Origin of the sequence: Enterococcus sp. AZ089, assembly GCF_050547225.1 — a bacterium.
GTDB lineage: Bacteria > Bacillota > Bacilli > Lactobacillales > Enterococcaceae > Enterococcus_D > Enterococcus_D entomosocium.
In genome coordinates, this window is record NZ_CP172954.1 from 2,870,586 (window position 1) to 2,896,868 (window position 26,283).

A 26,283-nucleotide genomic window follows, 5' to 3' on the forward strand; every position below is an offset into this window, starting at 1 on the left:
TTTTTCATTGACCACTTATTCTTCTTTCTCTAAGCCAACAAGCACTCGCTGTTTACGGTTCGATTCTTCTGCAACAAAGTTTAAAACTGTTTTCAATTCGCTAGGCGTTGCCTTTTTCTGTAAGATCGAGAAGTTTCGATGATATTTTATCATGATTGTTTCTACTTTTTCTTTCTCAGTCATTGAGCTTCTCCTCCAATTCTTCCTTTGTGTATGTTAATGGCAAAGCGAACGATACATTGTCAACTGCCATCAACGTATGAGAATGGCGATTTTGAAAATCTTTTATAAAAATATTAACGGTCACATTTTCTTTATACAATTCCTTCATTTTAATCAAGTTATATCTTGATTGAAAAAAAGCATTTATAAAATGTTCTTTAGGAACAAAGCGTCCTTCTATTTTTTCACGTTGCTTCGTATAATTCCAAGCAATAAAAGGATCTTGATAGATATAATAGATAAGCACATCATAATTCTTTTTTAAGCATCGCGCAATATTTTGATCAGCTTTTTTAGTGGGTGAAACAAGAATCATTTATTGCGAGAAGTAAGATGGCAAAAATTTCTGTTAATGAACTATACGCAAAAAAACAGACTACATTTGTCATGCAGTCTGCTTTTCCAACTTTTTCTTAATTTAGTGTTTGTCCCACTGTTTTCCGAAAGATTGTTGTTGTGATTCGACATGTCCTCGATGGCCATATACAGGTATTTGATTCAATTGGTTTTCAATTACTTGAAACTCGGTATCTGTAAGCTGTACATCCCAAGCAGCTAGATTTTCCAAAATCCTGCCTCGATTTTTTGATCCAGGAATCGGCACTGCATTCGGGTACTTGTGAAGCATCCACGCCAATGAAATTTGGGCATTTGTCGCCTGCTTTGCTTGAGCGACTTCTGCTAGCATATTTAAAATCGGTTGATTGGCTACGAGGTTTTCTTTAGCCAGCTGAGGGACGAATTTGCGAACATCATCCCCTTCAAAGGATGTATCTGGTGTGACTTTTCCAGATAAAAACCCACTAGCGATTGGTGAAAAAGGAACGACGGCGATCTCGTTCTCAAGACAATAGGGGAAAATCTCTCGCTCACAATCACGCTCAACCATTGAATAGAGATTTTGCACAGCACCAACGGGGGTAATCCCATGTGCTTTAGCAAGTGTCTCCACGGAAACTTGTGAGAGTCCCCATTCTCTGATCATACCTTCTTTGATCAATCGTCCCATCACCTCAGCTATTTCTTCTATAGAAATCTGTTCATTGATTCGATGAAGATAATAGAGATCAATATAATCGGTGCGCAGTTTTTCCATTGAAGCAACCAAATGGTTACGGATGGCTGTGTAAAGAGTTGTGCTTTCATTCACTTCTTTTTCGTCGAGATGATACTTGGTGGCAAGAACAACTTTGTTTCGAAAAGGCGACAGTGCTTTACCCACCAACTCCTCATTATGTCCAGAATAAAACATTTCTTTTCCATAAGCTTCTGCTGTATCAAAAAATGTACAGCCAAATTCGTAAGCTTTGCGAATAGATGCAATACTCTCTTTTTCTTCTGGCACCTTTCCATATCCGTGAGAAAACCCCATACACCCCATTCCGATTGGCGAAACTGCTAAACTTCTGATTTTTCTATTCTTCATATTATAATTCCCTCCTCCATCGATACTTTGTGTGCTCGCTAAGCTAGCTAAACTTTAGCATCTTCGAGTCACTCGAAGTCAAGGAGTTTCTAACAATCATTTTTCTTCCACCTTTTTTCTTTTTGAGGCTCTCAAATAGGAAGCTACTTTTCTCCACAAAATTATCTGTGCTATAATACGCGATATAAAAAGAAAATGATCTACAACAGTTTTTACTAATACGTTCAAACGACTTGCTTGACTTCAGCAAATTATGAAAGGCGTGACCAACATTTACTCTATCAAAGAAGCAGCCACGATCACTGAATTGTCTGAACACACGATTCGCTATTATACCGATATGGGTTTGGTTCCTAGTTTGATCAGGGACAAAAACAACAGACGGGTTTTTAATCAGACTTCCATCAATTGGTTAACTGGTATCAAGAATTTGCGCGAAACAGGCATGTCTTTAGAAGCCATTAAGCATTATATTTCGCTTTGCCTCCTTGGCGATTCGACGATCAAAGAAAGAGCCGACATCATTCAATCGCAAAAAGAAAAAGCGCTCGTTAAACTTACAGAAGCGCAAAAACGAGTCGCTTATTTAGAAAAGAAAAGCAATACCTATCAAGAGCTCATCAACCAGAAAACAGCTTCTAACGATCCATTGAATCCGGCAACTTGGGAGGAGGAAGCAGTATTGCGGAATAGAACTTGAATGAAGATATTTTACCAATGATTTGGATCAATAGACACTTAATTTTTTGATGATTATATTCGTATAGTGCTGAAATAGACTATTCATTACTAAAAAACTGCCATTAAACAGGATTCATTCCCTGCTTAATGGCAGTTTGCTTATTTCCGATACATCTTCAATTCCAAGAACAAATCATTATAGATGCCAAGATACTCAGCACCTAAGTTTTCATAGACTTCGAGGTGTTCCATCAATTCATCGGATGGATAGAACTGTTCGTCTTCGGTGATCTCGTCAGGCAGTAAGGCCATGGCTTCTTGGTTAGGTGTGGAATAGCCGATGTACTCTGCGTTTTGTGCAGCATTCTCGGGTTCCAGCATAAAGTTCAAGAAGGCATAAGCGCCGGCTTCGTTTTGTGAGGTCTTAGGAATGACCATATTATCAAACCACAAGTTGGAGCCTTCCGAAGGGATCACATAATGAATGTGTTCATTTTCGTACATCATGTCGGCTGCTTCCCCAGAAAATGTGACCGCAACCGATGCTTCTTCATTGGCCATGTACATCTTGATTTCATCTGCGACGATGGCTTTGATGTTTGGGGTCATGGTCCGAAGCTTATTGAATGCCTCTTGCAACTGATCATCGTCTTTGCTGTTTAGAGAATAGCCTAAGCTGTCCAAACCTAATCCCATTACTTCACGCGCGCCATCGATCAGCATGATGCTGTTTGCTAATTCGGGTTTCCAAAGATCGTCCCATTGGGTGATCTCACCTTCATCAAAGAATTTATCGTTATAGACGATCCCTAGTGTTCCCCAGAAATAAGGGATCGAATATTGATTGCCCGGATCAAAACTCAGGTCTAAAAAGCGAGGGTCGATATTGTCTAGCCCTTTGATTTTGCTGTGATCCAATGGTTTTAAAAGATTTTGTTCCATCATTTTCTCAATCATGTATTCACTCGGTATGGCGATGTCATAGGACGTACCGCCTTGTTGGATCTTCGTGAACATCGCTTCATTTGAGTCAAAGGTTTCATAATTGACTTTGTAGCCAGTCTCTTCTTCAAACTTACTGATCAAATCAGGGTCGATGTAGTCGCCCCAGTTGTAGATGTTGACGACCTCAGCACCTGCCATACCAGAGGTGCGTTCCAATTCACGGACACCAAAGAGCAAGATCAGGACGATCGCAACAATACCGATAATCAGAGATTGTAGTCGTTTCATCGCAGATTTGCCACCTCCACACGGCGGTTTTTACGTAATTTCTTCGCGCCGTTTTCTTTACTGATAAAGTAATAGCCTACCACCAGAATCATGGAGAATAAGAAGACAAGTGTGCTTAATGCATTGATTTCTAAACTGATTCCTTGACGTGCTCTAGAATAGATCTCTACTGATAAGGTACTAAAGCCATTGCCCGTCACAAAGAATGTCACGGCAAAATCATCAAGTGAATAAGTAAAGGCCATGAAATAGCCGGCGATGATGCCCGGTGTCAAGAAAGGCAAAATGATATTTTTGATGACTTGAAAATTATTCGCGCCTAAATCACGGGCAGCATCGATCATTGAATCGTTCATCTCTTGCAATTTCGGCAAGACCATCAATACCACGATCGGGATACTAAAGGCGATATGCGAAAGCAACACGCTGAAAAAGCCTAAGCTAAACCCACGGAACAAGTTGCCGATCATCGTAAAGAAAATCAAGAAACTGGCGCCAATGATGACATCTGGTGAAACCAGCAAAATATTATTCAAACTCAACAAGGCCGTTCTCGTTCGGCGCTTGCGGGTATAGTAGATGCCCATCGCACCAAATGTGCCAATGATCGTTGCCAGTAATGCTGATAAAAATGCCAGCATAAAGGTGTTCAACACGATGATCATCAAGCGGGTATCTTGAAAGACGGATTGGTAATGTTCAAAAGTGAAACCCGTAAAAGCATTCATGGTGCCTCCTTCATTGAAGGAATAGAAAATCAAATAAAAGATCGGCACGTACAAAAGAATAAAGACGACGATCAGATAAAGATTCGACCAGCGAAATTTTTTCATTTACGTTGCCCTCCTTTTTTCTTTTCTCCCGTAAACAACATCACGAGGAACATGGCGATGATCAAAATGACGCCGATGGTCGAACCCATGCCCCAATTTTGGGTAACGAGAAAGTGCTGCTCGATCGCCGTACCAAGCGTGATCACGCGATTGCCCCCAATCAAACGGGTCAACATGAAGAGGGAGAGCGATGGAATGAAGACGGCTTGGACGCCGCTTTTTACCCCGTTTAACGAAAGAGGGAAAATCACTCGTCGAAACGTATCATAGCTGTTTGCCCCTAAATCGCGACTGGCACTGATCAAAGAGGGATTCATTTCTTCTAAGGCATTAAAAATCGGCATGATCATAAAGGGCAGTTCGATATAGACGGCAACCGTCAAAAAGCTAAAGTCGGTAAACAAAATCTGCTTTGGTCCAACACCCATGATTTCTAGAAAATTGTTGACACTACCGTGAATGCCGAAGATGCCAATAAACGCGTAGGCTTTTAACAATAAGTTGACCCACGTTGGTAAGATGATCAACAGCAGCCACAAATCTTTGTGGCGCAGCTTAGTTAAGAAATACGCTGTCGGGTAGCTGATCACTAAGGTAATCAAGGTGATCAAAAAGGCATACCAAACCGAGTTTAAGGTCATGATCAAATATTTTCCCGAACCTAAGTAGCTTTGATAATTGACCAGCGAAAAGTTGCCGTTCATATCAAAAAAAGATTGGTAGATGATCAATAAGACTGGTGCAATAACAAATAGCAATAACCAAAAGACATAGGGTATCGCATAAAAACGACGCATTTTCGTCATTAGCTTTCCCTCCTAATCTTCGTAGCTCTCTAAACGAGCATCAAAATCTTCTTCGGACTCATTGAAACGCATGACGTGGATGTCTTCTGGTTCAAAGGAAAGACCGATCTTGCTTCCTTCAGTGGCTTTTCTTGTAGAGTGAACCATCCATTCGTTGCCTTGTTCGTCGTAACAAATGATCTCGTAATGCACGCCTCGGAACAATTGCGTATCCACTTCAACGACCAGCTTGCCTTTTTCCGCCGTCGTCAAATTCAAATCTTCCGGACGGATCACGATCTCAACGGCTTCATTCGGCCGCATCCCGCCATCGACACATTCAAATTGCTTGCCGACAAACTCCACTAAGTTGTCTTCGATCATCGTGCCTGTGACGATGTTGCTTTCACCGACAAAATCCGCCACGAAATGGTTGATTGGTTCATCGTAAATATCCACTGGTGTGCCGCTTTGGACGATCTTCCCTTTGTTCATAACGAAAATCTCATCACTCATCGCCAACGCTTCTTCTTGATCATGGGTGACAAAAATAAAGGTGATGCCTAGTCGCTGCTGCAATTCCCGCAGCTCGTATTGCATGTCAGTTCGCAATTTCAAGTCCAATGCGGACAATGGTTCATCAAGAAGCAATACTTTGGGTTCATTGACGATCGCTCGTGCGATTGCGACCCGTTGGCGTTGACCTCCTGACATTTCGCTGATTTCACGATTCTCATAACCAGGAAGTTGTACTAACCGTAACGCTTCTAAGACTTTTTTATTCACTTCATCTTTTGGTAATTTTTTGATTCGCAGACCAAATGCCACATTTTCAAAAACGTTCATATGTGGGAATAAGGCGTAATCTTGAAAGACAGTATTCACTTGCCGCTGATTGGCAGGAACGTCATTGATTCTTTGTCCATCAAAATAAACGTCGCCTTCTGTTGCGTCCGAAAAACCCGCAATGATGCGTAAAATAGTTGTTTTTCCACAACCTGAAGGACCTAACAATGTATAAAAGCGACCTTCTTCAATATCAAAACTCACTTTTTTCAAAACTGTTTCATCATCATCAAATCGCTTCACCACATTGTTGAATGAAATTATTGTTTTTCCCACACTCTTTCCTCCTGTACTATAAATAAGAATCCGTCACGACTACGAGCACACGGCTTTTTTTGCCGGCGATATTTTTTAATTGATGCGGCTCAGTCGCCTGATAATAGATCGATTGGCCTTTACGAGCCTTGTACTGCGTTTCTCCTAACGACAACGCCACACTGCCCTCTAAGACATAGATAAATGTTTCTGCTAACGATGGTTCAAAGGTCTTGTATTCGCCGGCTTTATCAAAAGTCAGCAAGACTGGCTCCATTTCTTTTTCATTGGAATCGGGAATCAGCCATTTCAATTCATAGCCATTTTCTTCATCATAATAAAGCGTACTGTCTTCTTCGCGATAAACCACTTGATGCTGCGCATTTTCTTCTCGGAAAAATTCCTCTGGTGTCACGCCTAAAACTTCTAAAATCGTAAAAAAAGTTTCCATAGAAGGCGAACTCAAATCACGTTCCAACTGTGAGATATAGCCTTTCGTCAAATCGGTCCGCTCGCCTAATTCTTCTTGGGTCAAATTCTTTTGAACGCGCAAATTGCGCAGCTTCTCGCCAATCTCCATGTTCATTCCCCCTTTGATTGACACAACTTCAAATAAAAAAGTTTGCTATAAGTAAACTTCATGTTTAATTTCACTTTTTCTAGTATACAAATAATTGCAAAAAACACAAGCCTTTTTTCTTCATTTCTTTGAATTCTTTTCTCCCTAATCAAAAAAAGGAGTGATACTAAATGCTTGTGCTATAAAGGAAACGATTGGCGGTCCCGTCATTTTCGCTTTTCACAGGTTTAAAAGAACATCTTCTATTTTAACGAAGAAAAGGTAGGTTTAATAATGATCTGTTTTTACTGATTTTTTGATAAGAAGCCCTGCCTTTTCTTGCTTCACTGGTTAAAAAAATAAAACTTATGGTATTATGAGTACAAACCATCAAAGGAGTGTCTGAAATGACGAATTTCTCTACCTTTCGTGTCATGAATGAACCAAATTTTACTGCTTCACTCACAACTGCAACCCTTGACGAGCTGCCAGCAGGCGATGTGCTTGTCCGTGTTGATTACTCAGATGTTAATTACAAAGATGCCTTGGCAGCAAATGAAAATGGCGGCGTGATTCGCACGTATCCGATGACGCCGGGAATCGATTTAGCAGGGGAAGTCGTGGACAGTCAGTCTGCTGATTTTGCCCCAGGCGATCAAGTTTTAGTGACTGGCTATGGCTTAGGGGTTTCTCACCCAGGCGGTTACAGTCAATTTCAACGGGTCCCAGCCGAGTGGCTCGTGAAACGTTCTGCTGGTTTTTCAGCGAAAGACAGTATGACCTATGGCACGGCTGGGTTCACAGCAGCTTTAGCGGTGCAAGAATTAGAGCAGCTGCACTTAGCAAAAGACGCTGCGATTTTGGTGACAGGTGCGAGCGGTGGCCTCGGCAGTGTCAGCATTGCCTTATTGAAAAAACTGGGCTATACAAATATAGTGGCGCTATCTCGTAAAACCGATGCGCAATGGTTGTTAGACCTAGGCGCAGCAAAAATCATCCGTCCGGATGAAGTGGTACCCGAAAAGGTCAAACCATTAGCAAAACAATCGTTTGCAGCGGTCATCGATACTGTTGGCGGTTCATTGCTTGCGGCAATGCTTCCGCAAATCGCTTATGGGGGCGGTGCCTTCTTATGCGGCAATGCTGGTGGGATCAAAATCGAAACGACTGTCTTACCCTTTATTTTGCGTGGGATTCGCGTAATTGGGATCGATTCAGTCAATGTTTCCCATGAGATCCGCACGGCATTATGGGAGAAATTAGCGGGTGAGTGGAATGTGATCGATCAGCTTTACACGAAAGCCATCACTTTGGAAGACTTACCAGAAACGTTGGCAGCTTTATTAGCTGGCACGCACCAAGGACGGACGATCGTTGAGGTGTCACAAGGGCAATGAGAATTTTGATTACGGCTGGCGGTACTTCCGAAAAAATCGATGATGTCCGTGCAATCACGAATCATTCCACGGGTTCACTTGGTCAAGCGATTGCCAATGAATGGCTGCGGTACTCTGAGGTGACCATCGATTACGTTACGACGAAAACTGCCAAGCAACCGCCTACCGATCCACGAGTTACCTGTCATTTCATTGAAGGGACCACGGACTTGTTGGCGCAATTGACCGATTTATTGACGACCCATTCGTATGCTGCCGTGATCCACAGTATGGCAGTTAGTGATTTTACCCCTGCTGCTCATTTTTCAGAAGCAGCCTTTTATGAAGCAATCAACGATGCCCTACCGACTTATGACAACCAGGTCACTCCGGCATTGATGGCACACGTGCTCGCACAATCTGAGGCAACGGCAGGCAAAGTTTCTTCTAATACGGATCATTTGTTTTTAGTGTTGAAGAAAACCCCGAAAGTGATCCAAACCATCAAAGCATTACATCCGACAACCTTATTAGTCGGATTCAAATTATTAGTAGCCGTCGCAGAAGACGAGTTGTTTGCGGTCGCACGAAAAAGTTTGCTGGCTAGCCAAGCGGATTATGTGTTGGCCAACGACTTGACGCAAATTTCAGGAAACCAGCATGTTGGCCACCTTTTGACACAAGAAGGACAAATCGGGACTGGTCGCACAAAAGCTGAGATCGCAACCTTGATCGTTGACACATTACGCAATGACCTGCGTGCTTAGCTAGATGTTTTTTTAGAAAAGGAGAAAGAATCATGAAACAAAAACACGTTCTGCTTGGCGTCAGCGGCAGTATCTCTGCATACAAAGCAGCCGACCTGACCAATGAATTAACCAAAAAGGGCTATGCAGTGGATGTCTTAATGACTCAAAATAGCACACAATTTATTACGCCTTTGACGTTACAGTCATTATCCAAACGCCCGATCCATGTGGATGTTATGCAAGAGCGCCAACCAGATCGGATCAATCATATTGAACTAGCCAAACAAGCCGATCTTTTCTTGCTCGCCCCAGCCAGTGCTAACAGTATTGGCAAGCTGGCGCATGGGTTAGCCGATGATTTGATCTCAACAGTTGCCTTAGCGTTGCCGTTATCCGTGCCCCGCTTGATTGCACCAGCCATGAATACCGTCATGTACGAAAACCCGATTGTTCAAAGAAATTTGGGGATTTTGAAAGAAGTCGGCTTCCAAGAGATTGAACCCCGTGAGGCGTTACTGGCTTGCGGTGATTTCGGCAAAGGCGCATTAGCAGCAACAGAAACGATTCTCGAAAAAGCATTGACTGCTTTGGAAGTACGGAGTGTCTAACAATGAAAAAAATATCAACTTTTGAACTTGTCTTAACAGCTTTCTTTTTAGGAATCTTGATTCTTTTAGCATCGGTACCCTTTCTTGGGTTTATTCCCTTAGGACCAATCAATGCGACAACGATGCACATTCCTGTGATCATCGCTTCCATTGTATTGGGCCCTCGGATCGGCGGCTTTTTAGGCGGCGCCTTTGGGATCATCAGTATGGTGCGTTCGACATGGATCATCACCCCGCTTTCTTTTGTCTTCTCTCCTTTCGTACCGATTTATGGGAGTGATCAAGGAAGTTGGAAAGCAATCCTCGTAGCGCTGATTCCCCGTATTTTGATTGGTGTCGTTCCTTATTTTGTTTATAAAGGCTGTCAAAAAATCTGGAAAAACAAACAGCAAAGTCTTTCGCTACTGATTGCTGGTGTTGCCGGAGGTTTGACGAATACGATCCTGGTAATGAACTTAATCTACTTCTTGTTCCAGCAAGAATATGCGGAGGTTGTGGGAAAAGCCGGCAATGCTGTTTACGCAGCGATTTTGGGTGTGATCTTCGCCCAAGGCGTGCCTGAAGCCATTGTAGCGGGAATCGCCACGATGGCAGTTGGAACCGTTCTTTTGCGCTTAGTCATGAACCGCAAAAAAAATCGAATCTAAAAAATAGCGACCGCCTAAAGTTAGCTTTTTGGCTAACTTAGGCGGTCGCTTCCCTTTTGAGTGACTCATAAACTTTGTGTCATCTGGAGTGCTTCGACAAGCTCTTGATACTGCTCTTGGGTCAAATACTCTTCATAAAATGTCAGATAATCATCGATATCTGCTTGGGTCAAATAAGGCAGCTCTTGCTTGATTTGCAGTAGCAGTTCCTCGAACTCCTCATCCGTCAGCATATAAGAAGACCAATCATCGGCTTCATCATAGCTATCCCAGTACTCATCATCATAATCATTCTCATACCCATCGTCATAGCTGTCATCCCAGCCATAATCATAGGGAGAAAACAATTCTTCTGGGTCAATCAATTCTTCCGCTGTGGGGATCGCAACGGCAGTATCACTTTTCTTTCCTGTAAAAGTCACCGTAGCTCCGATAGTCGTTTGCAGCTCATCCGCTTGCACGAAGTGAAAAGCCATTTTCTGCTGATTTGTTTTCGTATTGACGGTCATAGCTAAGTCAAACTGCTCGACTTCTTCCAGCATCGTTTCTAATTCGGCGACTTGCTTTTGATCGGCACCGTGTTCTTGGGCATAGGTTGCATAATCTGCCAATTCTTCTTTGGTAAACGTATGGCTGATCGTATCTCCATCTCTTTTGAAAGCATCCGGTTCGAAGGTTTTCAAATAGTCTGCAAACGTCTCATTATGAAAAAGACTGTTCATGGTAAAGAGGTTTTCAGGCGCTTTTTCTGCTTCGGTTGTCTCCTCGTCGTCCTCTGCAAAAGTTCCTTCGCCAAAGTAAGAATCTAAGGTTTCTTGATCGATGCGCAGGTACTTGCCCTCATATTCCCCAGCGTCTGGTGTTGTTCCATAACTGTCATCACCAAATGCGCTGATATACCCTTGCAGTGTTTCATAGATTTCAGCTGACACATACGCTTCTTGTTTTTCAGGATCGACGATCAGCTTGATCGGCAGCTCCTGCCCCCCATAAGCGACTGCCAGATTGAGTAAAATCGCTTTGGTTTCCTTGTCTTGGACGAAGTCCCCTTTAAATGACGAGCCGACTAACTGTGACATCAACATAGAGGCATACCTATCGGCTTCTTGACCGTATTCGCTGCTGTTGCCTATCTCAAAGGTATCGATCGTCGCTTGGAATTCACCAGCATTCGTTGCTTGCTGATTCGTCAACTGTTCGGCAAACTGTTCTTGCGGTAATTTCGTACAGCCACCGAAAAGAAAGGCGAACCCAACAAACAAAATGATGCGTCCCCACTTTTTCATCCTGCTCACTCCTTTTCGTTTATTGTACCGAAGACTGCGAAAGCTTACAATCCTAAGCTCTTTTTATTAGCTCTCATGAAAAAAAGATTGCCCCGGGGGACAATCTTTTCGCTAATCTATTCTTCACCGATGATTCGGACTTCTGTTTCTAAGGTGACATCAAAAGTTTCTTTGATGACTTGTTGGATATGGGCAATCAGTTCAACGTAATCCGTGGCTGTTGCTTGATCGACATTCACGATAAAGCCCGCATGTTTTTCTGAAATTTGGGCACCGCCCCATTTCAGTCCTTGTAAGCCTGCATCTTGGATCAGCTTGCCGGTAAAATGACCGACTGGACGTTTGAAGACACTCCCACAAGAGGGGTATTCTAGCGGTTGCTTCAATTGCCGCAATTCTGTCAGTTCATCCATTCGCTTTTTGATTTGTTCTTGATCACCTTTTGTTAGATCAAAGCGACTGCTCAAAATGATCATCTTTTGCTCTTGCAACTTGCTATGACGATAAGCAAATTCCATTTCTTCCTTGGTATATGTCACGATTTGACCATCAGCCAGCAAAACGTCGCAGGACTCAAAGACATCTTGGATCTCGCCATCATAGGCGCCTGCATTCATAAAGACGGCACCGCCGACACTGCCGGGAATCCCGCAGGCAAATTCAAAACCAGTCAAGGATTCATGCAAAGCGACATAGGTGGTATCGATCAACTTTGCTCCAGCATCGACGATCAAAGAAGTGCCGTCTACCACGATTTGGTTCATTTCCGACAGCATGATCACCACGCCACGAATACCACCATCACGGACGATCAAGTTGCTGGCGTTTCCTAAGACGATCCAAGGAATCGCTTGTTCTCGGCAATAATCAAGCAGCTGTTTAGCCTCTTCTGCTGTTTTGGGAAAAGCCAAAATGTCTGCCGGTCCACCAGTTTTTGTATACGTATAGTTCAATAAGGGTTCATCTTTTAATAAGGCAATTTCAGGGAATTGCGCAATCATCAAGTCTTTATTCACGAGAAGGTTTCCTTTCACAATAAACATCTCACTTATTTTAGCATGTTCAAGGAAAAGTTGCTACCTCTGGTGAATCAAAGAAAAGCTTAATAATCGAATGACCTGATTAATAAAGAGTAAGCTTCAAAAAAAGTGTTTTGTTATTTCAGATAATCGTTCTTTCATCTCCGTTGTGACTTTATCGACTACTTCTAAGTTGCTGCGATGCAAGAGGTCCACACTGCGAATATGCTGACAAAGAATCGTCCCTTGAACTTTATTCTTTTGTGTTTCGGTAACTGTTTGAAACGCATTCGATCGAGCGAATTTTTCTTCTACATATTTTTTTGAGCTACTGATTGGCATCACTAAGACGGTATTGAAACTCTTGTTATAATAATCATTACTAACCACCACACACGGTCTTTTTTTTGCCATTTCATTTCCTTTGGTGGGATTTAAGTCAATAAAAAGAATATCTCCTTGTCTTACCATTCAATATTCTCCTCACCTAAATCTTCTCCAAAAAACATCTCACCTGTATCAAATTTCCCCGTTTCTTCTACGATCGCTAATTCTTGTTTCCAAAAATCTTCAAAGGAAGGTGCTGCTTTTTCGCCTGTTACCTTGATCTCGCCTTCTGGAGTAAATTCAAAAATTACCCGCTGATTCTCTTTTAAGCCTAACTTTTGCCGCACACTTTTTGGAATAGTTATTTGATTTTTCGAAGTCATTTTCGCTGAAACTTGCGCTTTGATCGTCATGTGAACTGCCCCCTTTTCAAAACGATTGTAACATAAAACGTAAGGAAAAGTAAGGATTTATTAATCCTTTTTCGTACCACAAACGAATTTTCTCTAGCATCCAAATTTAATCCTCATTCTTCCTCCTTGTTTTCCTTATTCCGCTCACTTGCTTTGCGCTTCTGGCTTTTTTAGGTAAAATGGGAGGCGTAGTGGAAAATAAGGAGGAGTCTTAATGAAATTTATTTCTTGGAATGTGAATGGTTTACGGGCCATCGTTAAAAAAAATTTTTCTGAAGTGTTTGAAGCCCTCGATGCTGATTTCTTTTGTTTACAAGAAACAAAGCTGCAAGAAGGTCAGATCGAATTGGATTTACCAGGCTATCATCAATACTGGAATTATGCGGAGAAGAAAGGCTATTCTGGCACGGCGATTTTCGCAAAAGAACCTGCGCTATCCGTCCGTTATGGATTAGGGATCGAAGAACATGATACGGAAGGTCGCGTCATCACGCTGGAGTATCCTGAATTTTTCTTGATTACTTGCTACACACCGAATTCCCAAAATGAATTGCGCCGCTTGGATTATCGCATGACTTGGGAAGATGCCTTTTTGGCTTACTTGACTGAATTGAAACAACAAAAGCCAGTGATTCTCTGTGGTGATTTGAATGTTGCCCATAAAAATATCGATATCAAAAACTGGAAAACCAATCAAAAAAGTGCTGGGTTTACACCTGAAGAACGGGAAAAGTTTTCAACTCTTTTGGCTGCTGGCTTTACCGATACGTTCCGTTATTTCTATCCAGATGCAGAAGGCATTTATTCTTGGTGGAGCTACCGTTTCAACGCTCGCAAAAACAATGCCGGCTGGCGCATCGATTACTTTGTCGTTTCGGATGACTTAAATGAGCGCTTGCTAGACGCCAAGATCCATACAGATATCATCGGCAGTGACCATTGTCCGGTGGAACTGGATCTCAACTAACCGTAGGAAAACTTCAGTTTTTCTTAACGTTTGTTCGCTTTTCATTCTTTGATTTTGTGCTAGAATGGCAATGAGGTGAGTCTGATGAATTTTATCGCAATGGACTTTGAAACAGCAAATTATCAAAAGCATAGTGCCTGTTCCCTTGCACTAGTCATGGTACAAGACAGCAAAATCGTGGGCGAATATTACACATTGATCCAACCGGAAACGGAATTTTTTTGGAAAAACATTCAAATTCATGGCATCCGTCCAGAAGATGTGCAAGAAGCGCCTAAGTTTCCTGACGTATGGAAACAAATCCAACAATATTATCAATTAAATAGTCTGATCGTTGCGCATAATGCTGGTTTTGATACCGGCGTTTTGGCGGGGTGTCTTGACTATTATGGGTTGTCACAACCAAACTATCTTTCCTTGTGCACGGTACGAACAAGCCGCAAACTGTATCCAGAATTTACGAACCACAAATTAAATACGGTTTGTGAGCAATTGCAGATTCCTTTACTAAACCACCATGATGCCTTGGAAGATAGCCGGGCATGTGCCCAAATCTTATTGCGTCAAGAAGAAGAATTTGGCATCGATCCATTAAAAAAATTGGTTTTAGTCAAATAAATAAGAACGTGCGTCCTAAAGTCAGCATTGCGCTAGACTTTAGGACGCACGTTTTCATTTAAGGAAGCATTCATTTCAGGTCAGGTCGATCCAATAATGACAGATTACAGCGCCATCTTCAGGATCAATGGCTTTTTCGGTTAGTTTACCGCCGTTATTTTCAATGACTTTGGCGGAGGCGCGATTGGCTTCTTCACAGGTTACTAACACGTTGTTCAAGCCAAATTGTTTGGCCTTTACCAATGACTGTGCCAGCATTGCCGAGCCGATGCCTTGCTTTCGATGATCTGGGTGCACCGAATACCCGATGTGTCCGCCAATTTGGCGCAAGTATGCATTAAGTGTCAGACGCAGATTCAAGAGACCGACCACTTTTTGATCTTGGATAGCCAGATAGGTACGGGCGGGAACGAATCCTTCTGGTACTGTTTCTGCTGTTTTAAAATCCGCCAATCCCTTTAACCAGTCTTTGGCTGTCGGACTTTCTACAAGTCCTGCCCCACCATGGATGACTTCTTGATTCTTCTCGAACGCTTGTCGATACGCTTCGATTTGATCGCAGTCTGCGATCGTCGGTTCCCGAAACTCCATTTCCTTCACTCCTTTTTTATGATTCAAAAAGACGTGCCATCATCAAGACATCAACTTTTTGCCCCTCGCGGGTTTGCACTGCTTCTTTCATGCAGCCTTCTGTTAAAAAACCAAATTTTTGATACAGATGGATCGCTCGTAGATTTCTCGCTTGGACGGTCAACTCGATGCGGGTCAATTCGCCAACTTCTACTACCCAGTCCAGTAATTCTTCAATCAGGAGCGAACCTAAGCCCAAGCCCCAATAGTCTTTTAAAATCGAGATACCGATCTCCCCGACATGGGCTAATTGCCACTCTTCGTTGCCTTTGACTGATGCCATGGCGATCAATTGTTCTTGATCAAATGCCAACAACAGCAAATAGTCCTCCCGTTCATAGATAGCATCCAACTGTTCTGCCAATAGGGCTTCTGGCAACGCCAAGCCGCTTTCGTCCATTAAGAGAAAATCCGTTTCTTCTCCTAGCTGTTGACTGACTGCTAACACGGCTTTCGCATCAGCACCCGTGGCTTCTTTGATCTGTAATTGGATCTCACTCATGGGCTGCCTGCCATTTGGTTGTGATCCGTTGCAAAAAGGCGGTTGCTTTGGAGCCATATGCATGACATTTCACAAGACGTTTTTGTTCATCTGTATCATCTTTTTCCAAAATCAGTTCTAAATAATCCTCTGGCAGGGAGGCTTCTAAGAGATTGCCCCACTCGATCACACACAAGCCATCCCCTTCGAAATAATCATCCAGTCCTAAATCTTCTGCACCGTATTCCACCCGATAGACATCCATATGGTACAGGGGCATCCGCCCATTGGTATATTCACGAATGATCGTATAGGTCGGACTTTTGATCAGTTGCTCGATCCCTAACCCCAAGGCGATGCCTTTCGTCAATGTTGTTTTGCCAGCACCCAAGTCGCCCGTCAATACCAGATTATCCCCTGGATCGGCTACTTCTCCAATGATTTTTGCAAATGCTGCGGTTGCTTCTAAGTCGTTAATGGTAAACATAGTCCCCATCCTTTGATCAATCTAATTTACTAGTTGCTAGTATAGCTTGTTTTTCAAGGAATTGTAAAGAAGGAGCTTAAGGAAAATTTCCCGACGACCACTGGATCGTTGATTCATATGGACGCCCCCTGCTTTGTTGCCCTCAACTTTCCAAAAGCAAAACAAAAAACTGACCCTCAACGGATCAGTTTTTCATAAGTGCAGCGATTGGCTGCTTATTTCTCCATTAATGTTTGTGCAGCAGTAATGATTGATAATTTGTAGACATCTTCTTCATTTGAACCACGGGACAAATCAGAGATTGGTTTGTTCAACCCTTGTAAGATTGGTCCAATCGCTTCAAAGTTACCGAAACGTTGGGCGATCTTGTAGCCAATGTTTCCTGATTGTAAATCGGGGAAAACAAAGACGGTTGCTTTACCTGCTACTTCAGATTCAGGAGCTTTCAATTGCGCAACTGCTGAGATATACGCAGCATCGAATTGCAATTCTCCATCGATTTGATATTCTGGTGCCAATTCTTTGGCGATTTTTGTTGCTTCAACGACTTTATCTACTTCCGGTGCTTTCGCAGAACCTTTCGTTGAGAAGCTTAACATAGCAACTTTTGGATCGATTTCAAATAATTCAGCGGTTTTCGCTGAGTCAACAGCGATTTCTGCTAGTTCTTGTGCATTTGGGTTTACATTGATGGCACAGTCTGAGAACAAGTATTTTTCTTGGTCACGACCACGAACCATTAAGAAAGCACCACTTGTACGGCTCACACCTGGTTTTGTTTTGATGATTTGTAAAGCGGGTCTTACTGTATCACCCGTAGAATGGATCGCTCCGGAAACCATTCCTTCAGTAATGCCCATGTAAGTCAACATTGTACCGAAATAGTTGACATCTTTTAAGATTTCTTCTGCTTGTTCTTTCGTTGCTTTGCCGTTGCGGCGTTCCACAAAAGCTTCAACCATTTCATCCCAACGATCATAATTTTCAGGATCTAAAATTTCAAAGTTTGATACGTTGATTCCGCGAGCTTCTGCTGCTTTTTCGATTTCAACCGGGTTACCGATCAAAACGGGTTCAATCAATTCTTCTGAACGTAGACGGCTAGCAGCACCTAAGATACGAGGATCTGTTGCTTCTGGAAAAACGATTTTGATATGACGACGCACGATTTTAAATTTTAAACTTTCGAATAATTCCACGGGTAAAGACCTCCAGTTTTTTTATACCCTTCCATTGTACAATAACTGCGAAAAAAAGAACAGATAAAAATCCTGTATTAGTCGATTATTTTAAATATCGTTACCTTTTTCACAAAATCATCAGTTCTAAATAACACAGTTTTACAACTGTGTTATTTTTTCTGGTAACGCCCAAGAAATCGGTTCTTCCCCTAATGCCAGCAACGCTTGATTGATCTTAGAAAAAGGCTTTGAACCAAAGAATCCTCGATGTGCCGACAACGGACTTGGATGAGGCGCTGTTATAATAATATGTTTGCTGGTATCTAGTAAAGCGGCTTTCTTTTGAGCGGGTTTGCCCCAAAGCACAAAAATGACCGGTTCTTCTCGTTGATTCAATTTTTCGATAATCGTATCTGTCAGCTGCTCCCAGCCATGCCCGTGATGTGAATAGGCTTGTCCCTCACGTACCGTCAATACGGTATTCAACAATAAGACCCCTTGCTGCGCCCATGGCACAAGATAGCCATGGGACACAGGTGCAATCCCTAAGTCATCGGCTAATTCCTTGTAAATATTGCGTAAGGAAGGCGGTATTTTGACCCCCGGCTGCACGGAAAACGACAGTCCGTGGGCTTGGTGAGGGCCATGATAAGGATCTTGACCTAAGATGACAACTTTTACGTCATGGTATGGTGTCAGTTTAAGTGCTTCATAAATATGGTCCATCGCTGGATGGATCTTTTGCTGGGCATATTCTTGTTTCAAGAAAGCCCGTAGTTGTTGGTAATAGGGTTGCTCAAATGATTCTTGCAATTGCTCTTGCCAATCATTGTCCAATAGTCGTTTCATGGCGAATCTCCTTTGTTTTCTTCTAGGATAACAAATCCCGCCCATTAGAAACAAGAATTACTCTTCGAAAGAAAAAAAATCCGTGATTTATGGTACACTATTTGTAGAAACGATTAAGAAAGGACGCTGACAATGATCAAATTAATTGCTTCTGATATGGATGGTACGCTTTTAAATGCCAGTATGCAGATTTCAGAAGAAAATATCCAAGCAATCAAATATGCCCAATCCAAAGGAATCGAATTTATGGTCGCAACTGGCCGTAACCGTAAAGAGGCATTGCCACCGCTGCAAGAAGCCGGAATCGACTGTGCAATGATCACTTTGAATGGGGCCCAAGTCTATGACGAAACGGGTAATTCATTATTTACTGTGCCGATCAGCCATGAACAAACTCGTTCGTTGATCGACCTACTAAAAGAAAACGACATCTATTTTGAGATCTCAACGAGCAATGGGATCTATTCGGAAAGTCAGACACGTCGGATCGAAAATTTTGCGATCCATACGGCAGAAGCAATGCCCCATTTAACCCATAAGATGGCGATTGCTATGACAGCAGCCCGTTTAGAATTTTTACCGATCAATTATGTCGATGATTTCAGTGAGTTGTTTTCGATCGAAGAATTAGAATTTTTGAAAGTGATCTGCTTCCACCAAGACGGTGCCCGGGTATTGGGTCCTATCACGAAAATCATCGATGGGTACGGCGATCTAGTGGTGACTTCTTCTGGACAAAACAATATTGAGATCAACCACCGAAACGCGCAAAAAGGAATCGCAGTGGCACATGTCGCCAAAGACCGGATGATCTCACTGGCGGAAGTGATGACGATCGGTGACAACTTAAATGATGTAAGTATGCTGCAACTGGCAGGCGTTAGTTTTGCAATGGGAAATGGCGAGTTAGAGGTAAAAGAAGTCGCGAAGTATTTGACGGACACCAATATTGAGGCTGGTGTCGGCAAAGCAATCGTTCGGGCAATTGATGAAAATCTTTAAACCACGCAGCTTTTTGGGGATACATGAGGAGGCGTAAGTATGTCAGAATTTTTCATCCAAGATAGGCAACTTAGCAGAGTCACACGAACCATTGTCAAAGATGAAACAGGCAAATCACTATTTTTGATGGTGGGACGTTGGGGAACCAAGGGCGATGCCCTCTCCCTTTACCGTTTAAATGGGCAAATGGTCGCTAGTATCAAACAAATCAGCTTTACTTTTGGTACACGCTTTGAGATCTACAAAGACTTTGAGAAAGTCGGTACACTGCAAAAAATCTTTAACTGGCCAGGTGATTTCTACTATATCCAGCAGCTTCACTGGGCGGTCCACGGCGATATCTATAATCATCGCTATGGGATCCATCATTTCAATAAAAAGATTATGGAGATGGACAAAGCGACCTTGTTGACGGGGGATTATTATGTACTGGATGTTGTCGATGACCGGGATGCGCCGGTCTGCATCTGTATTGCGGCCGTCATGGATTACTGGCTGTACAATCGGCACCGCAAAAAAGACCATCCTCTTGAGCTTCGACTAACAAATGGAACCAGCTGAAAAATCAGCTGGTTCTTTTTTGCATATGGTCGTAAAGATGGCCACTGATCTCTCTTTGGGCCACGACTTCAAATCCGTGCTTTTCATAGAGCCGCTTCGCATGGGGATTTGCTCGGTCAACACTCAAGCCGATCACCTCATAACCATCTCTAGAAGCAATTTTCGGCAATGCTTCTAACAAGGCTGAGCCGACGCCTTTGCCCCGAAATTTCTCAGCCACACAGATGGTATCTAAGTACCATTCATTTGGTAAAGTCTCTTCATCGATAAACAGCTTCATGTCTTTACTCAAACCGTACTGTTCCAGCACTTTATCTAGAGGCTGATCGATCGTCGCCTCTTCTTTGTCTGGATATCCAAAGGCGACGCCAGCAACTTCTCCGTCGATCTCATTGACTAGCGCACGGCGAAAGCCGTAACGATAATCGGGTTCTAGCATGGCATCTGCCAAGATCTCTAAGGTCTTGGCTTCTCCGATCTCTTTGACAAACGGCAATTCCATGTCCTTTAAAATGACTAAAACGAGTTCAGCCATGACAAAACGATCTTCTTCTTTTGCAAATCTTATCACGTTTTTTCCTCCTTGCTTCTATACATAGAATAACAATTCTCTCAAGAAAAACCAAGTTGAATCGACAAAGGATCAACACAAAGTCTTCCTTGTTTATTCATGTAATTCCAACGGCAAGCCGTCTGGATCTTGGAAAAAGGTCATCTTCTTATTGGTGAAGGTATCAAAACGAATCGGTTCGCACACAATCCCTTTAGTGGCTAACTCCGCTACGACTGCTTCAATATTTTCCACCGCAAAGGCCAAATGTCGCAAGCCGGCTGCTTCGGGAAAACTTGGTCTTGCTGGTGGGTTTTCCACCACAAACAGTTCTATTTCTGATTCCCCAAAGCGCAAGTCGATTTTTACATCTTTCTTTTCTGGGCGCGCATGTTCACGAATCACTTCAAAGCCTAATTTTTCTACATAAAACTCTTTGGTCTGTTGGTAATTACTAGCGATGATCGCCACATGATGCATTTTTGAAAACATTATTGCCACTCCTTTGTATTGGACTCCTCTCTCAGTTTAAAGCCTTTGGCTGCATTTTACTAGAAAAGACTGCCGAAGTTCTCCTCTTTTCATAAATGGTTTCTGTTATACTAGAAAGCGGAAGGTGATGAAAAAATGAAACTACTTTATATTTCAATCTCTGGAAATACCCGTGCATTCGTCAACCGCTTGTTGGCCTATGCAGATCAGCAAGACACACCGAGCACTTGGGAAGCCAAAGAAATTCATGACAATAGTGTCTTTGAACAAGAAGACGAACCTTATGTGGTTTTTGTCCCTACCTATTTAGAAGGTGGAAACGGCGTCGATAACGGCGATCAGGAGATCCTCACAGAAACCATGCGGGAATACATTGACTATGAAAACAACGCCGCTCTTTGCTTAGGCGTGATCGGCAGCGGCAACAAAAACTTTAATTATCAATATTGCTTGACCGCAAAGCAATATGCGGAACAATTTTCGATTCCGTTCTTAGCGGATTTCGAGCTGCGAGGCACGACCCAAGATATTGAACGGATCTATGCTTGTTTAAAAGAAATCGATCCTGCCCACAGCAACACTTAGCTTTAGCCAGCATTCATTAGCCATTAGGAGGACTTTTGCATATGGAACCACAAACGATGGTCATTTTGATCATACTCGCCAGCATTCTCATCTTGACCGCACTAGATATCTGGAATCGATACAAAGTACGCCGTTACGTTCGGCTTGCTTGGGGAAAACTTCCCCGTCAGCCCCGCTTTGATAAAGAAGCGAGTTTGAAAAAAGCTTGGCTGACTGAGAAGAAGTTTCACGATTTTGATAGCGAGGTCGATGACATCACTTGGTATGACTTGGATGGCTTTTCGTTGTTTGAGTCCATTAATCTGACGTTTTCCAGTGTTGGTTCAGAAGCGTTGTACCAGCAATTACGCAATTTCCACTTCAAGCCGGACAAACAGCTGACCAAATTGATCGACTTTTTTGCTGCTGACAGTGCCGCACGCGAACAATCCCAATATACGTTTGCTCGTTTAGGAAAACAAGATGATAATTTTTCGAAAGCCTACTTGGCCAATGAAGCGGCGCAATCGATCGGTTCTCTGCCGTTCTTTGTCTTTTTAGGTGTGCTGCCATTAGTCGGCATCTTGCTGCTCCTGCTGGGGATTGTCCAAGGTCTCCTGTTGACGTTGATTAGTGTCGTTTTCAATACGATCTATTACTCCATCAAAAAAGCCAAGCTGGAAACAGAACTGAACAGCATGCGCTATTTGGTTCAAACGATTGCCTGTGGCAGTCAGATCGCTAAAATCAACACGCCCCTCCAAGATGAGATCAAACAATCTTTGTCACCATTAAAGAAGATCACTCGTTTCGCTTTCTCGTTTCGTGCCAAAAACGGCAGCGAAGGAGACATGTTGTTTGAATACATCAATATCATTTTTATGCTGCCGTTTATTTCCTATCAAACGGTCACCACTACTCTGGCCAAACACCAACAAGCAGCCATCGATCTGTGGAATTTGCTGGGAAAATTGGAAGTCGCAGCCGCCATTTTAAATTTTCGCACGTATATGCCCATCACTTGCCTACCGACCTTCCAAACAAGCGGAGGTGTAGAAGCAACGGGTACGTATCATCCCCTTCTGAGTGAAGCAGTCATGAATGATGTCACTTGGAACCACAATACCCTTGTAACTGGCTCCAATGCCTCAGGCAAATCGACATATGTCAAAAGTGTCGCCATCAACTGTATTTTGGCACAAACCATCCAGACAGCAGTAGCTGAAACCTTTACGATGGTTCCTGGTCACGTCATTACCTCGATGGCTGTCGAAGATGATCTATTTGAAGGCGACAGCTATTTCGTGGCGGAGATCAAATCCATCAAACGCCTGCTAGATACCGTTGCCACGAAACAGCGCTGCTACTGTTTTGTTGATGAGATTTTAAAAGGAACCAATACGGTGGAACGAATCGCTTCTTCTGCTAGCATCATCCATTGGTTGCGAGCCTACCCATCATTGGCCTTTGTCGCTACCCATGATATTGAGCTGACTGAAATTTTGAAAAATGATTGCCGCAACATTCATTTTTCTGAACAAGTCACGGAAGATGACGGCATCTCCTTTGATTATAAGGTCAAATCCGGTCCTGCCTTGAGCCGCAACGCGATCGCCCTCTTAAAAGTCATGGGCTACCCTGAAACGATCGTTCAAGACGCCTATGCCGCCGCCAATGATTTTGATCAAAATCGTAAATGGCAGGAATTATAACTTCACACAAACAAAAGCGCCTTATCCCAGTGTCAGTCACAGGATAAGGCGCTATTTTATGTTTCATTTAGTCAAACAAACCAGTCGTTAAACTGTATTGCTCTCCTTGTAGCACATCATATTGGATCAAATTGTAGGCATCATAGATTTCTTGGGCTTCTTTATCCAACGCAAGAGTCGTCTGCCATTGTCCCTCTTGATAATACTGACCCAGTTCAAAAGCCGGCAACTCATCTTGCAAGGCCAACAACAACTGGTAAAACCCGCTGGTTGGTTGATCACTGGCTTCTAATAGGTTCGGCGCAAAATAAAAAGGACTTGTTACTGGTACATCTTCTGGCGCAAAATTCCCTTGCGAATCAACCATCAAAAATTCGGTTTCATGCAGGGCAGCCGTTTCATTTTGATCCTTGATCTCATCGTCATAAATGCCTGGTAAATGATCTCCCCAAAAGACGACCAGCGTTCGCCGATCCAGCTGCTCTAATTCAGCCACAAAGTTTTTCAACGCTGTACTGCTATAAGAGATATCCTGCAGGTAGTTTTCCAAAGAAGCCATATTGCCCGGACCGCTCGCTTGGTAATTCAACGTATCGTATTTGCCAGCATAAGGCATATGGGTCTGCATCGTCACTAAATGGACAAATTGCGGTTGCTGATCGTTTTCCAACAAAGCCAGCACTTCTTTGTAGGCCGCCTCATCAGAGATATAAGGATTATTTTCGATTTTGTCGGTATAGGTCATCGTATCTTGATCGATAAACTGTTCAAACCCCATCACCCCATAGACATCCTTGCGTTTGTACATCGATGTATCGTAAGGATGGATCGCCGTTGCCGTATACCCTGATTGTTCCAAGAAAGAAACCAAGGATGGCAGTTGCGTCAATTTCGGCACTAGCATCGTGTAAGGCGTTGTCATCTGTGGATTCAATAGGCCCATAGCAAAACCAGTCAACGCTTCAAACTCGATGTTTGCCGTACCGCCTCCATAATTTTGCGAAAGCATTTTTCCACTGATGGTTTGATCGGCGACGTGGTAATAGTCTTTCAACGGATCGCCGGTGATCGATAAGCCATTTAAATGGCTCGGGTCGGAAAAACTCTCGCTCATCACATAGACGATATTTGGTGCTTCACTTTCACGGTCTTGATTTTTCTCCGCCGCCTGTGCATTGTAGGTGTCCGCAATCGCTTGGATCGCTTCTTTTGAATACCCCTCAGGCTTCGTCATGGCATCTACCCGCAGGTTGTACAAAAAACCACCGATAAATCCCGTATTGTAGTAGTTCATTTTTTGTGAATACGGAATCCAGAGCGCCGTCTGATTGTAGGCTTTGCGTAAAAGGTTGTTGCTGTCGTTGAAGTGTGAAACATAGACTAAGCCCAGCGAGCATACGACCAGCACCGCTCCTCGCATCACTTGCAAACGCCGGTTTAATTTGCGGCTGCGATAGATACTCCAGCCGATCGCTCCGATCGCCACCAGAGCGAAGAGGATGGCTAAGAAAAAGGCGCCATTGCCGATCATAGTTCGTAGAAGGTCGAATTGAGTGACCATCTTTAAATCATCGGGATAGATTGGTTCTTGGCGATAGACCATCTTCGTGTGATTGGCATACCCTAAGATTCCGATGACGACACTATAAAAGATGCCCCCAATCAGTACCGAACCTGCCAAGCTGGCAAACACCCCATACACCAGCAGTAGCACCCCACAAGCCAAGAAAAACTTTGCTGTATGCCACGAAAAGGCAAATTTCAAGGCTAATTCAACGGAAAGATTGTTTTGACACCATTGCAAATATAAATTACTGAAAATGATCAACAGGACGATGGCGATGCCTTTTAATGCGATCTTCAGATAAGGATGGCTATTTATTTTCACGAAGGAACATTCCTCCTTTTCTACACGTTCTAGGTACCCTCGTATTTTATGCTTTCAAGACAAGAAAGTAAAGCCAGGGCAAGAAGCTTTTGTTATTTTTAAAGAAAGCAACCCTCATAAAAAAGAGTCTAAGGTTTCTTGCCCCCTAGACTCTTCTTTCTATCCGAATGGAACTCAATCACTGGTTTCGTTTATTTCCAAAAATCGTCAAAAATCGTGACCGGCAAGTGGCGTTTATGTTGCGTTTTGTTCCACCAGTTTTCAATGGTTTGTTGGGCTTCAGCCGCAATTTCCTTGCCTTCTAAATAGTCATCGATGTCGTTGTAGGTCACTCCTAAAGCTGCTTCATCTGCAACTAAAGGTTTGCCGTCTTCCAAGTCCGCAGTTGGGACTTTTGTATACAATGCTTCTGGTGCGCCTAAGTATTGCAAGAGTTGGCGGCCTTGGCGTTTGTTTAAACGAAACAGTGGTAAGATATCGGCACCGCCATCGCCGTATTTCGTAAAGAAGCCGGTGATATTTTCAGCAGCGTGATCCGTACCCAGAACAGCTCCTGCTTTTTCACCCGCAATGGCATATTGCGTAATCATCCGTTGACGGGCTTTGATATTGCCTTTATTAAAGTCAGAAACCGCTAAGCCTGCTTCTTCCACCGCTTGCACTTGGGCATCGACGGCGGCTTTGATGTTTACCCGCAGCTCAATATCTGGTTTGATAAATTCAATGGCTTTTTTTGCATCTTCTTCATCTGCTTGTTCCCCATAAGGTAAGCGTACCCCTATGAACTGATAGTTGGGATTCCCGGTTTCACTGCGCATTTCCTCCATCGTCAATTGCGCGATCCGGCCAGCTAATGTCGAATCTTGCCCACCACTGATCCCCAAGACAAACGTATGCAAGAACGAATTCTTTTGCAGATACGCCTTTAAAAAATCAATACTCTTACGAACTTCTTCTTTCGGGTCGATGGTCGGTAAGACTCCTAATTCTTTGATAATTTCTTGTTGCATGGTCATAGAAACGCCTCCTCTTATTT

32 protein-coding genes are annotated in these 26,283 nt (G+C 43.1%); 11 read left to right on the forward strand and 21 right to left on the reverse strand.

Annotated features, from left to right (window positions below; translation table 11 throughout):
- Window positions 1-15: 15 nt before the first annotated feature.
- The 3 genes from IGJ01_RS13190 to IGJ01_RS13200 all read right to left on the reverse strand — a co-directional run bounded on the left by IGJ01_RS13190 (window position 16) and on the right by IGJ01_RS13200 (window position 1,648).
- The gene (locus IGJ01_RS13190) at window positions 16-183 is read right to left on the reverse strand and encodes a hypothetical protein (RefSeq protein ID WP_005234163.1); all 168 of its coding nucleotides are present in this window, start codon (window positions 181-183) and stop codon (window positions 16-18) included.
- Window positions 176-469 (reverse strand): zeta toxin family protein, encoded by a 294-nt coding sequence (locus IGJ01_RS13195; RefSeq protein WP_231472762.1) that lies wholly within the window; start codon window positions 467-469, stop codon window positions 176-178. Before IGJ01_RS13195 ends, IGJ01_RS13190 begins: the two co-directional genes overlap by 8 nt.
- A gap of 171 nt (window positions 470-640) precedes the next feature.
- Window positions 641-1,648 carry an aldo/keto reductase gene (locus tag IGJ01_RS13200; RefSeq protein ID WP_008380731.1) on the reverse strand — a complete coding sequence of 336 codons (1,008 nt, stop codon included), beginning with the start codon at window positions 1,646-1,648 and terminating at the stop codon, window positions 641-643.
- A gap of 253 nt (window positions 1,649-1,901) precedes the next feature.
- Here IGJ01_RS13200 and IGJ01_RS13205 point away from each other — a divergent pair, with 253 nt between their 5' ends.
- Window positions 1,902-2,348, forward strand: a complete 447-nt coding sequence (locus IGJ01_RS13205; protein ID WP_016612709.1) for a MerR family transcriptional regulator — start codon at window positions 1,902-1,904, stop codon at window positions 2,346-2,348.
- 140 nt (window positions 2,349-2,488) lie between these two features.
- On the opposite strand, the gene IGJ01_RS13210 is transcribed toward IGJ01_RS13205, so the two are convergent.
- The 5 genes from IGJ01_RS13210 to IGJ01_RS13230 are packed head-to-tail and all read right to left on the reverse strand — an operon-like array spanning window position 2,489 to window position 6,861.
- A complete protein-coding gene (locus tag IGJ01_RS13210) occupies window positions 2,489-3,562 on the reverse strand; it encodes an ABC transporter substrate-binding protein (protein WP_005234158.1) in 1,074 nt (357 codons plus the stop codon).
- Entirely contained in the window at window positions 3,559-4,395 is an 837-nt protein-coding gene (locus IGJ01_RS13215) for an ABC transporter permease (protein WP_005228535.1), read from the reverse strand. The genes IGJ01_RS13210 and IGJ01_RS13215 overlap by 4 nt, the downstream gene beginning before the upstream one ends.
- Window positions 4,392-5,201: an ABC transporter permease gene (locus IGJ01_RS13220; RefSeq protein ID WP_005234157.1), complete on the reverse strand. Its 810-nt coding sequence runs from the start codon at window positions 5,199-5,201 to the stop codon at window positions 4,392-4,394. The genes IGJ01_RS13215 and IGJ01_RS13220 overlap by 4 nt, the downstream gene beginning before the upstream one ends.
- Window positions 5,202-5,213: 12 nt before the next feature.
- Window positions 5,214-6,302: an ABC transporter ATP-binding protein gene (locus IGJ01_RS13225; protein ID WP_005228533.1), complete on the reverse strand. Its 1,089-nt coding sequence runs from the start codon at window positions 6,300-6,302 to the stop codon at window positions 5,214-5,216.
- 16 nt (window positions 6,303-6,318) lie between these two features.
- Window positions 6,319-6,861, reverse strand: coding sequence for a helix-turn-helix domain-containing protein (locus tag IGJ01_RS13230; RefSeq protein ID WP_008380724.1), 543 nt, complete (start codon window positions 6,859-6,861; stop codon window positions 6,319-6,321).
- A gap of 386 nt (window positions 6,862-7,247) precedes the next feature.
- Between IGJ01_RS13230 and IGJ01_RS13235 the strand changes: the two genes are divergently transcribed.
- Genes IGJ01_RS13235 through IGJ01_RS13250 form a run of 4 tightly spaced genes read left to right on the forward strand, consistent with a single transcriptional unit; the run spans window position 7,248 to window position 10,220 of the window.
- Entirely contained in the window at window positions 7,248-8,237 is a 990-nt protein-coding gene (locus IGJ01_RS13235; RefSeq protein WP_429968775.1) for an acryloyl-CoA reductase, read from the forward strand.
- A complete protein-coding gene (gene coaB, locus IGJ01_RS13240; RefSeq protein ID WP_429969702.1) occupies window positions 8,234-8,983 on the forward strand; it encodes a phosphopantothenate--cysteine ligase in 750 nt (249 codons plus the stop codon). Before IGJ01_RS13235 ends, coaB begins: the two co-directional genes overlap by 4 nt.
- A gap of 32 nt (window positions 8,984-9,015) precedes the next feature.
- Window positions 9,016-9,573, forward strand: a complete 558-nt coding sequence (gene coaC, locus IGJ01_RS13245; RefSeq protein ID WP_429969701.1) for a phosphopantothenoylcysteine decarboxylase — start codon at window positions 9,016-9,018, stop codon at window positions 9,571-9,573.
- A 2-nt stretch (window positions 9,574-9,575) separates the two neighbouring features.
- The gene (locus IGJ01_RS13250) at window positions 9,576-10,220 is read left to right on the forward strand and encodes an ECF transporter S component (protein WP_005228527.1); all 645 of its coding nucleotides are present in this window, start codon (window positions 9,576-9,578) and stop codon (window positions 10,218-10,220) included.
- Between the two features lie 65 nt (window positions 10,221-10,285).
- Here the strand turns inward: IGJ01_RS13250 and IGJ01_RS13255 are convergent, their stop codons facing one another.
- The 4 genes from IGJ01_RS13255 to IGJ01_RS13270 form a co-directional block, all read right to left on the reverse strand.
- Window positions 10,286-11,506 carry a hypothetical protein gene (locus tag IGJ01_RS13255; RefSeq protein WP_005234151.1) on the reverse strand — a complete coding sequence of 407 codons (1,221 nt, stop codon included), beginning with the start codon at window positions 11,504-11,506 and terminating at the stop codon, window positions 10,286-10,288.
- A 116-nt stretch (window positions 11,507-11,622) separates the two neighbouring features.
- Window positions 11,623-12,507 carry a UDP-N-acetylmuramate dehydrogenase gene (gene murB, locus IGJ01_RS13260; protein ID WP_422705981.1) on the reverse strand — a complete coding sequence of 295 codons (885 nt, stop codon included), beginning with the start codon at window positions 12,505-12,507 and terminating at the stop codon, window positions 11,623-11,625.
- 138 nt (window positions 12,508-12,645) lie between these two features.
- The gene (locus IGJ01_RS13265; protein ID WP_422705647.1) at window positions 12,646-12,996 is read right to left on the reverse strand and encodes a type II toxin-antitoxin system PemK/MazF family toxin; all 351 of its coding nucleotides are present in this window, start codon (window positions 12,994-12,996) and stop codon (window positions 12,646-12,648) included.
- Entirely contained in the window at window positions 12,990-13,265 is a 276-nt protein-coding gene (locus tag IGJ01_RS13270; protein WP_005234145.1) for an AbrB/MazE/SpoVT family DNA-binding domain-containing protein, read from the reverse strand. The genes IGJ01_RS13265 and IGJ01_RS13270 overlap by 7 nt, the downstream gene beginning before the upstream one ends.
- Before the next feature lie 214 nt (window positions 13,266-13,479).
- Here IGJ01_RS13270 and IGJ01_RS13275 point away from each other — a divergent pair, with 214 nt between their 5' ends.
- Both IGJ01_RS13275 and IGJ01_RS13280 read left to right on the forward strand, forming a co-directional pair.
- Window positions 13,480-14,232 carry an exodeoxyribonuclease III gene (locus IGJ01_RS13275; protein WP_005234144.1) on the forward strand — a complete coding sequence of 251 codons (753 nt, stop codon included), beginning with the start codon at window positions 13,480-13,482 and terminating at the stop codon, window positions 14,230-14,232.
- Window positions 14,233-14,316: 84 nt separating this feature from the next.
- Window positions 14,317-14,850: a 3'-5' exonuclease gene (locus tag IGJ01_RS13280; protein ID WP_010749886.1), complete on the forward strand. Its 534-nt coding sequence runs from the start codon at window positions 14,317-14,319 to the stop codon at window positions 14,848-14,850.
- A 75-nt stretch (window positions 14,851-14,925) separates the two neighbouring features.
- Here IGJ01_RS13280 and IGJ01_RS13285 read toward each other — a convergent pair whose 3' ends face one another.
- From IGJ01_RS13285 to IGJ01_RS13305, 5 genes are all read right to left on the reverse strand, one after another.
- The gene (locus IGJ01_RS13285) at window positions 14,926-15,441 is read right to left on the reverse strand and encodes a GNAT family N-acetyltransferase (protein ID WP_034872117.1); all 516 of its coding nucleotides are present in this window, start codon (window positions 15,439-15,441) and stop codon (window positions 14,926-14,928) included.
- Between the two features lie 16 nt (window positions 15,442-15,457).
- Window positions 15,458-15,982 carry a GNAT family N-acetyltransferase gene (locus IGJ01_RS13290; protein ID WP_008380704.1) on the reverse strand — a complete coding sequence of 175 codons (525 nt, stop codon included), beginning with the start codon at window positions 15,980-15,982 and terminating at the stop codon, window positions 15,458-15,460.
- Window positions 15,975-16,448: a tRNA (adenosine(37)-N6)-threonylcarbamoyltransferase complex ATPase subunit type 1 TsaE gene (tsaE, locus tag IGJ01_RS13295; protein WP_244732371.1), complete on the reverse strand. Its 474-nt coding sequence runs from the start codon at window positions 16,446-16,448 to the stop codon at window positions 15,975-15,977. Before tsaE ends, IGJ01_RS13290 begins: the two co-directional genes overlap by 8 nt.
- Before the next feature lie 215 nt (window positions 16,449-16,663).
- Window positions 16,664-17,647 (reverse strand): phosphate acetyltransferase, encoded by a 984-nt coding sequence (pta, locus tag IGJ01_RS13300; protein ID WP_008380699.1) that lies wholly within the window; start codon window positions 17,645-17,647, stop codon window positions 16,664-16,666.
- 141 nt (window positions 17,648-17,788) lie between these two features.
- Window positions 17,789-18,478: a uracil-DNA glycosylase gene (locus IGJ01_RS13305; protein ID WP_008380697.1), complete on the reverse strand. Its 690-nt coding sequence runs from the start codon at window positions 18,476-18,478 to the stop codon at window positions 17,789-17,791.
- Between the two features lie 132 nt (window positions 18,479-18,610).
- Here IGJ01_RS13305 and IGJ01_RS13310 point away from each other — a divergent pair, with 132 nt between their 5' ends.
- Both IGJ01_RS13310 and IGJ01_RS13315 read left to right on the forward strand, forming a co-directional pair.
- On the forward strand, window positions 18,611-19,480 hold the full coding sequence (locus IGJ01_RS13310) for a Cof-type HAD-IIB family hydrolase (protein ID WP_005234136.1): 870 nt from the start codon (window positions 18,611-18,613) through the stop codon (window positions 19,478-19,480).
- 39 nt (window positions 19,481-19,519) lie between these two features.
- Window positions 19,520-20,041: an LURP-one-related/scramblase family protein gene (locus IGJ01_RS13315; protein ID WP_005228514.1), complete on the forward strand. Its 522-nt coding sequence runs from the start codon at window positions 19,520-19,522 to the stop codon at window positions 20,039-20,041.
- 4 nt (window positions 20,042-20,045) lie between these two features.
- Here the strand turns inward: IGJ01_RS13315 and IGJ01_RS13320 are convergent, their stop codons facing one another.
- Both IGJ01_RS13320 and gloA2 read right to left on the reverse strand, forming a co-directional pair.
- On the reverse strand, window positions 20,046-20,612 hold the full coding sequence (locus IGJ01_RS13320; protein WP_005234129.1) for a GNAT family N-acetyltransferase: 567 nt from the start codon (window positions 20,610-20,612) through the stop codon (window positions 20,046-20,048).
- Window positions 20,613-20,705: 93 nt separating this feature from the next.
- On the reverse strand, window positions 20,706-21,083 hold the full coding sequence (gene gloA2, locus IGJ01_RS13325) for an SMU1112c/YaeR family gloxylase I-like metalloprotein (RefSeq protein ID WP_005234127.1): 378 nt from the start codon (window positions 21,081-21,083) through the stop codon (window positions 20,706-20,708).
- 135 nt (window positions 21,084-21,218) lie between these two features.
- On the opposite strand from gloA2, the gene nrdI reads away from it, so the two are divergent.
- Window positions 21,219-21,668 (forward strand): class Ib ribonucleoside-diphosphate reductase assembly flavoprotein NrdI, encoded by a 450-nt coding sequence (gene nrdI / locus IGJ01_RS13330; RefSeq protein WP_005228511.1) that lies wholly within the window; start codon window positions 21,219-21,221, stop codon window positions 21,666-21,668.
- Between the two features lie 41 nt (window positions 21,669-21,709).
- Window positions 21,710-23,359 (forward strand): MutS-related protein, encoded by a 1,650-nt coding sequence (locus IGJ01_RS13335; protein WP_086316512.1) that lies wholly within the window; start codon window positions 21,710-21,712, stop codon window positions 23,357-23,359.
- Between the two features lie 67 nt (window positions 23,360-23,426).
- Here the strand turns inward: IGJ01_RS13335 and IGJ01_RS13340 are convergent, their stop codons facing one another.
- A complete protein-coding gene (locus tag IGJ01_RS13340; protein ID WP_005234123.1) occupies window positions 23,427-25,247 on the reverse strand; it encodes an LTA synthase family protein in 1,821 nt (606 codons plus the stop codon).
- Window positions 25,248-25,438: 191 nt separating this feature from the next.
- Window positions 25,439-26,263 (reverse strand): ammonia-dependent NAD(+) synthetase, encoded by an 825-nt coding sequence (gene nadE / locus IGJ01_RS13345; protein ID WP_016612726.1) that lies wholly within the window; start codon window positions 26,261-26,263, stop codon window positions 25,439-25,441.
- Window positions 26,264-26,283 lie beyond the last annotated feature (20 nt).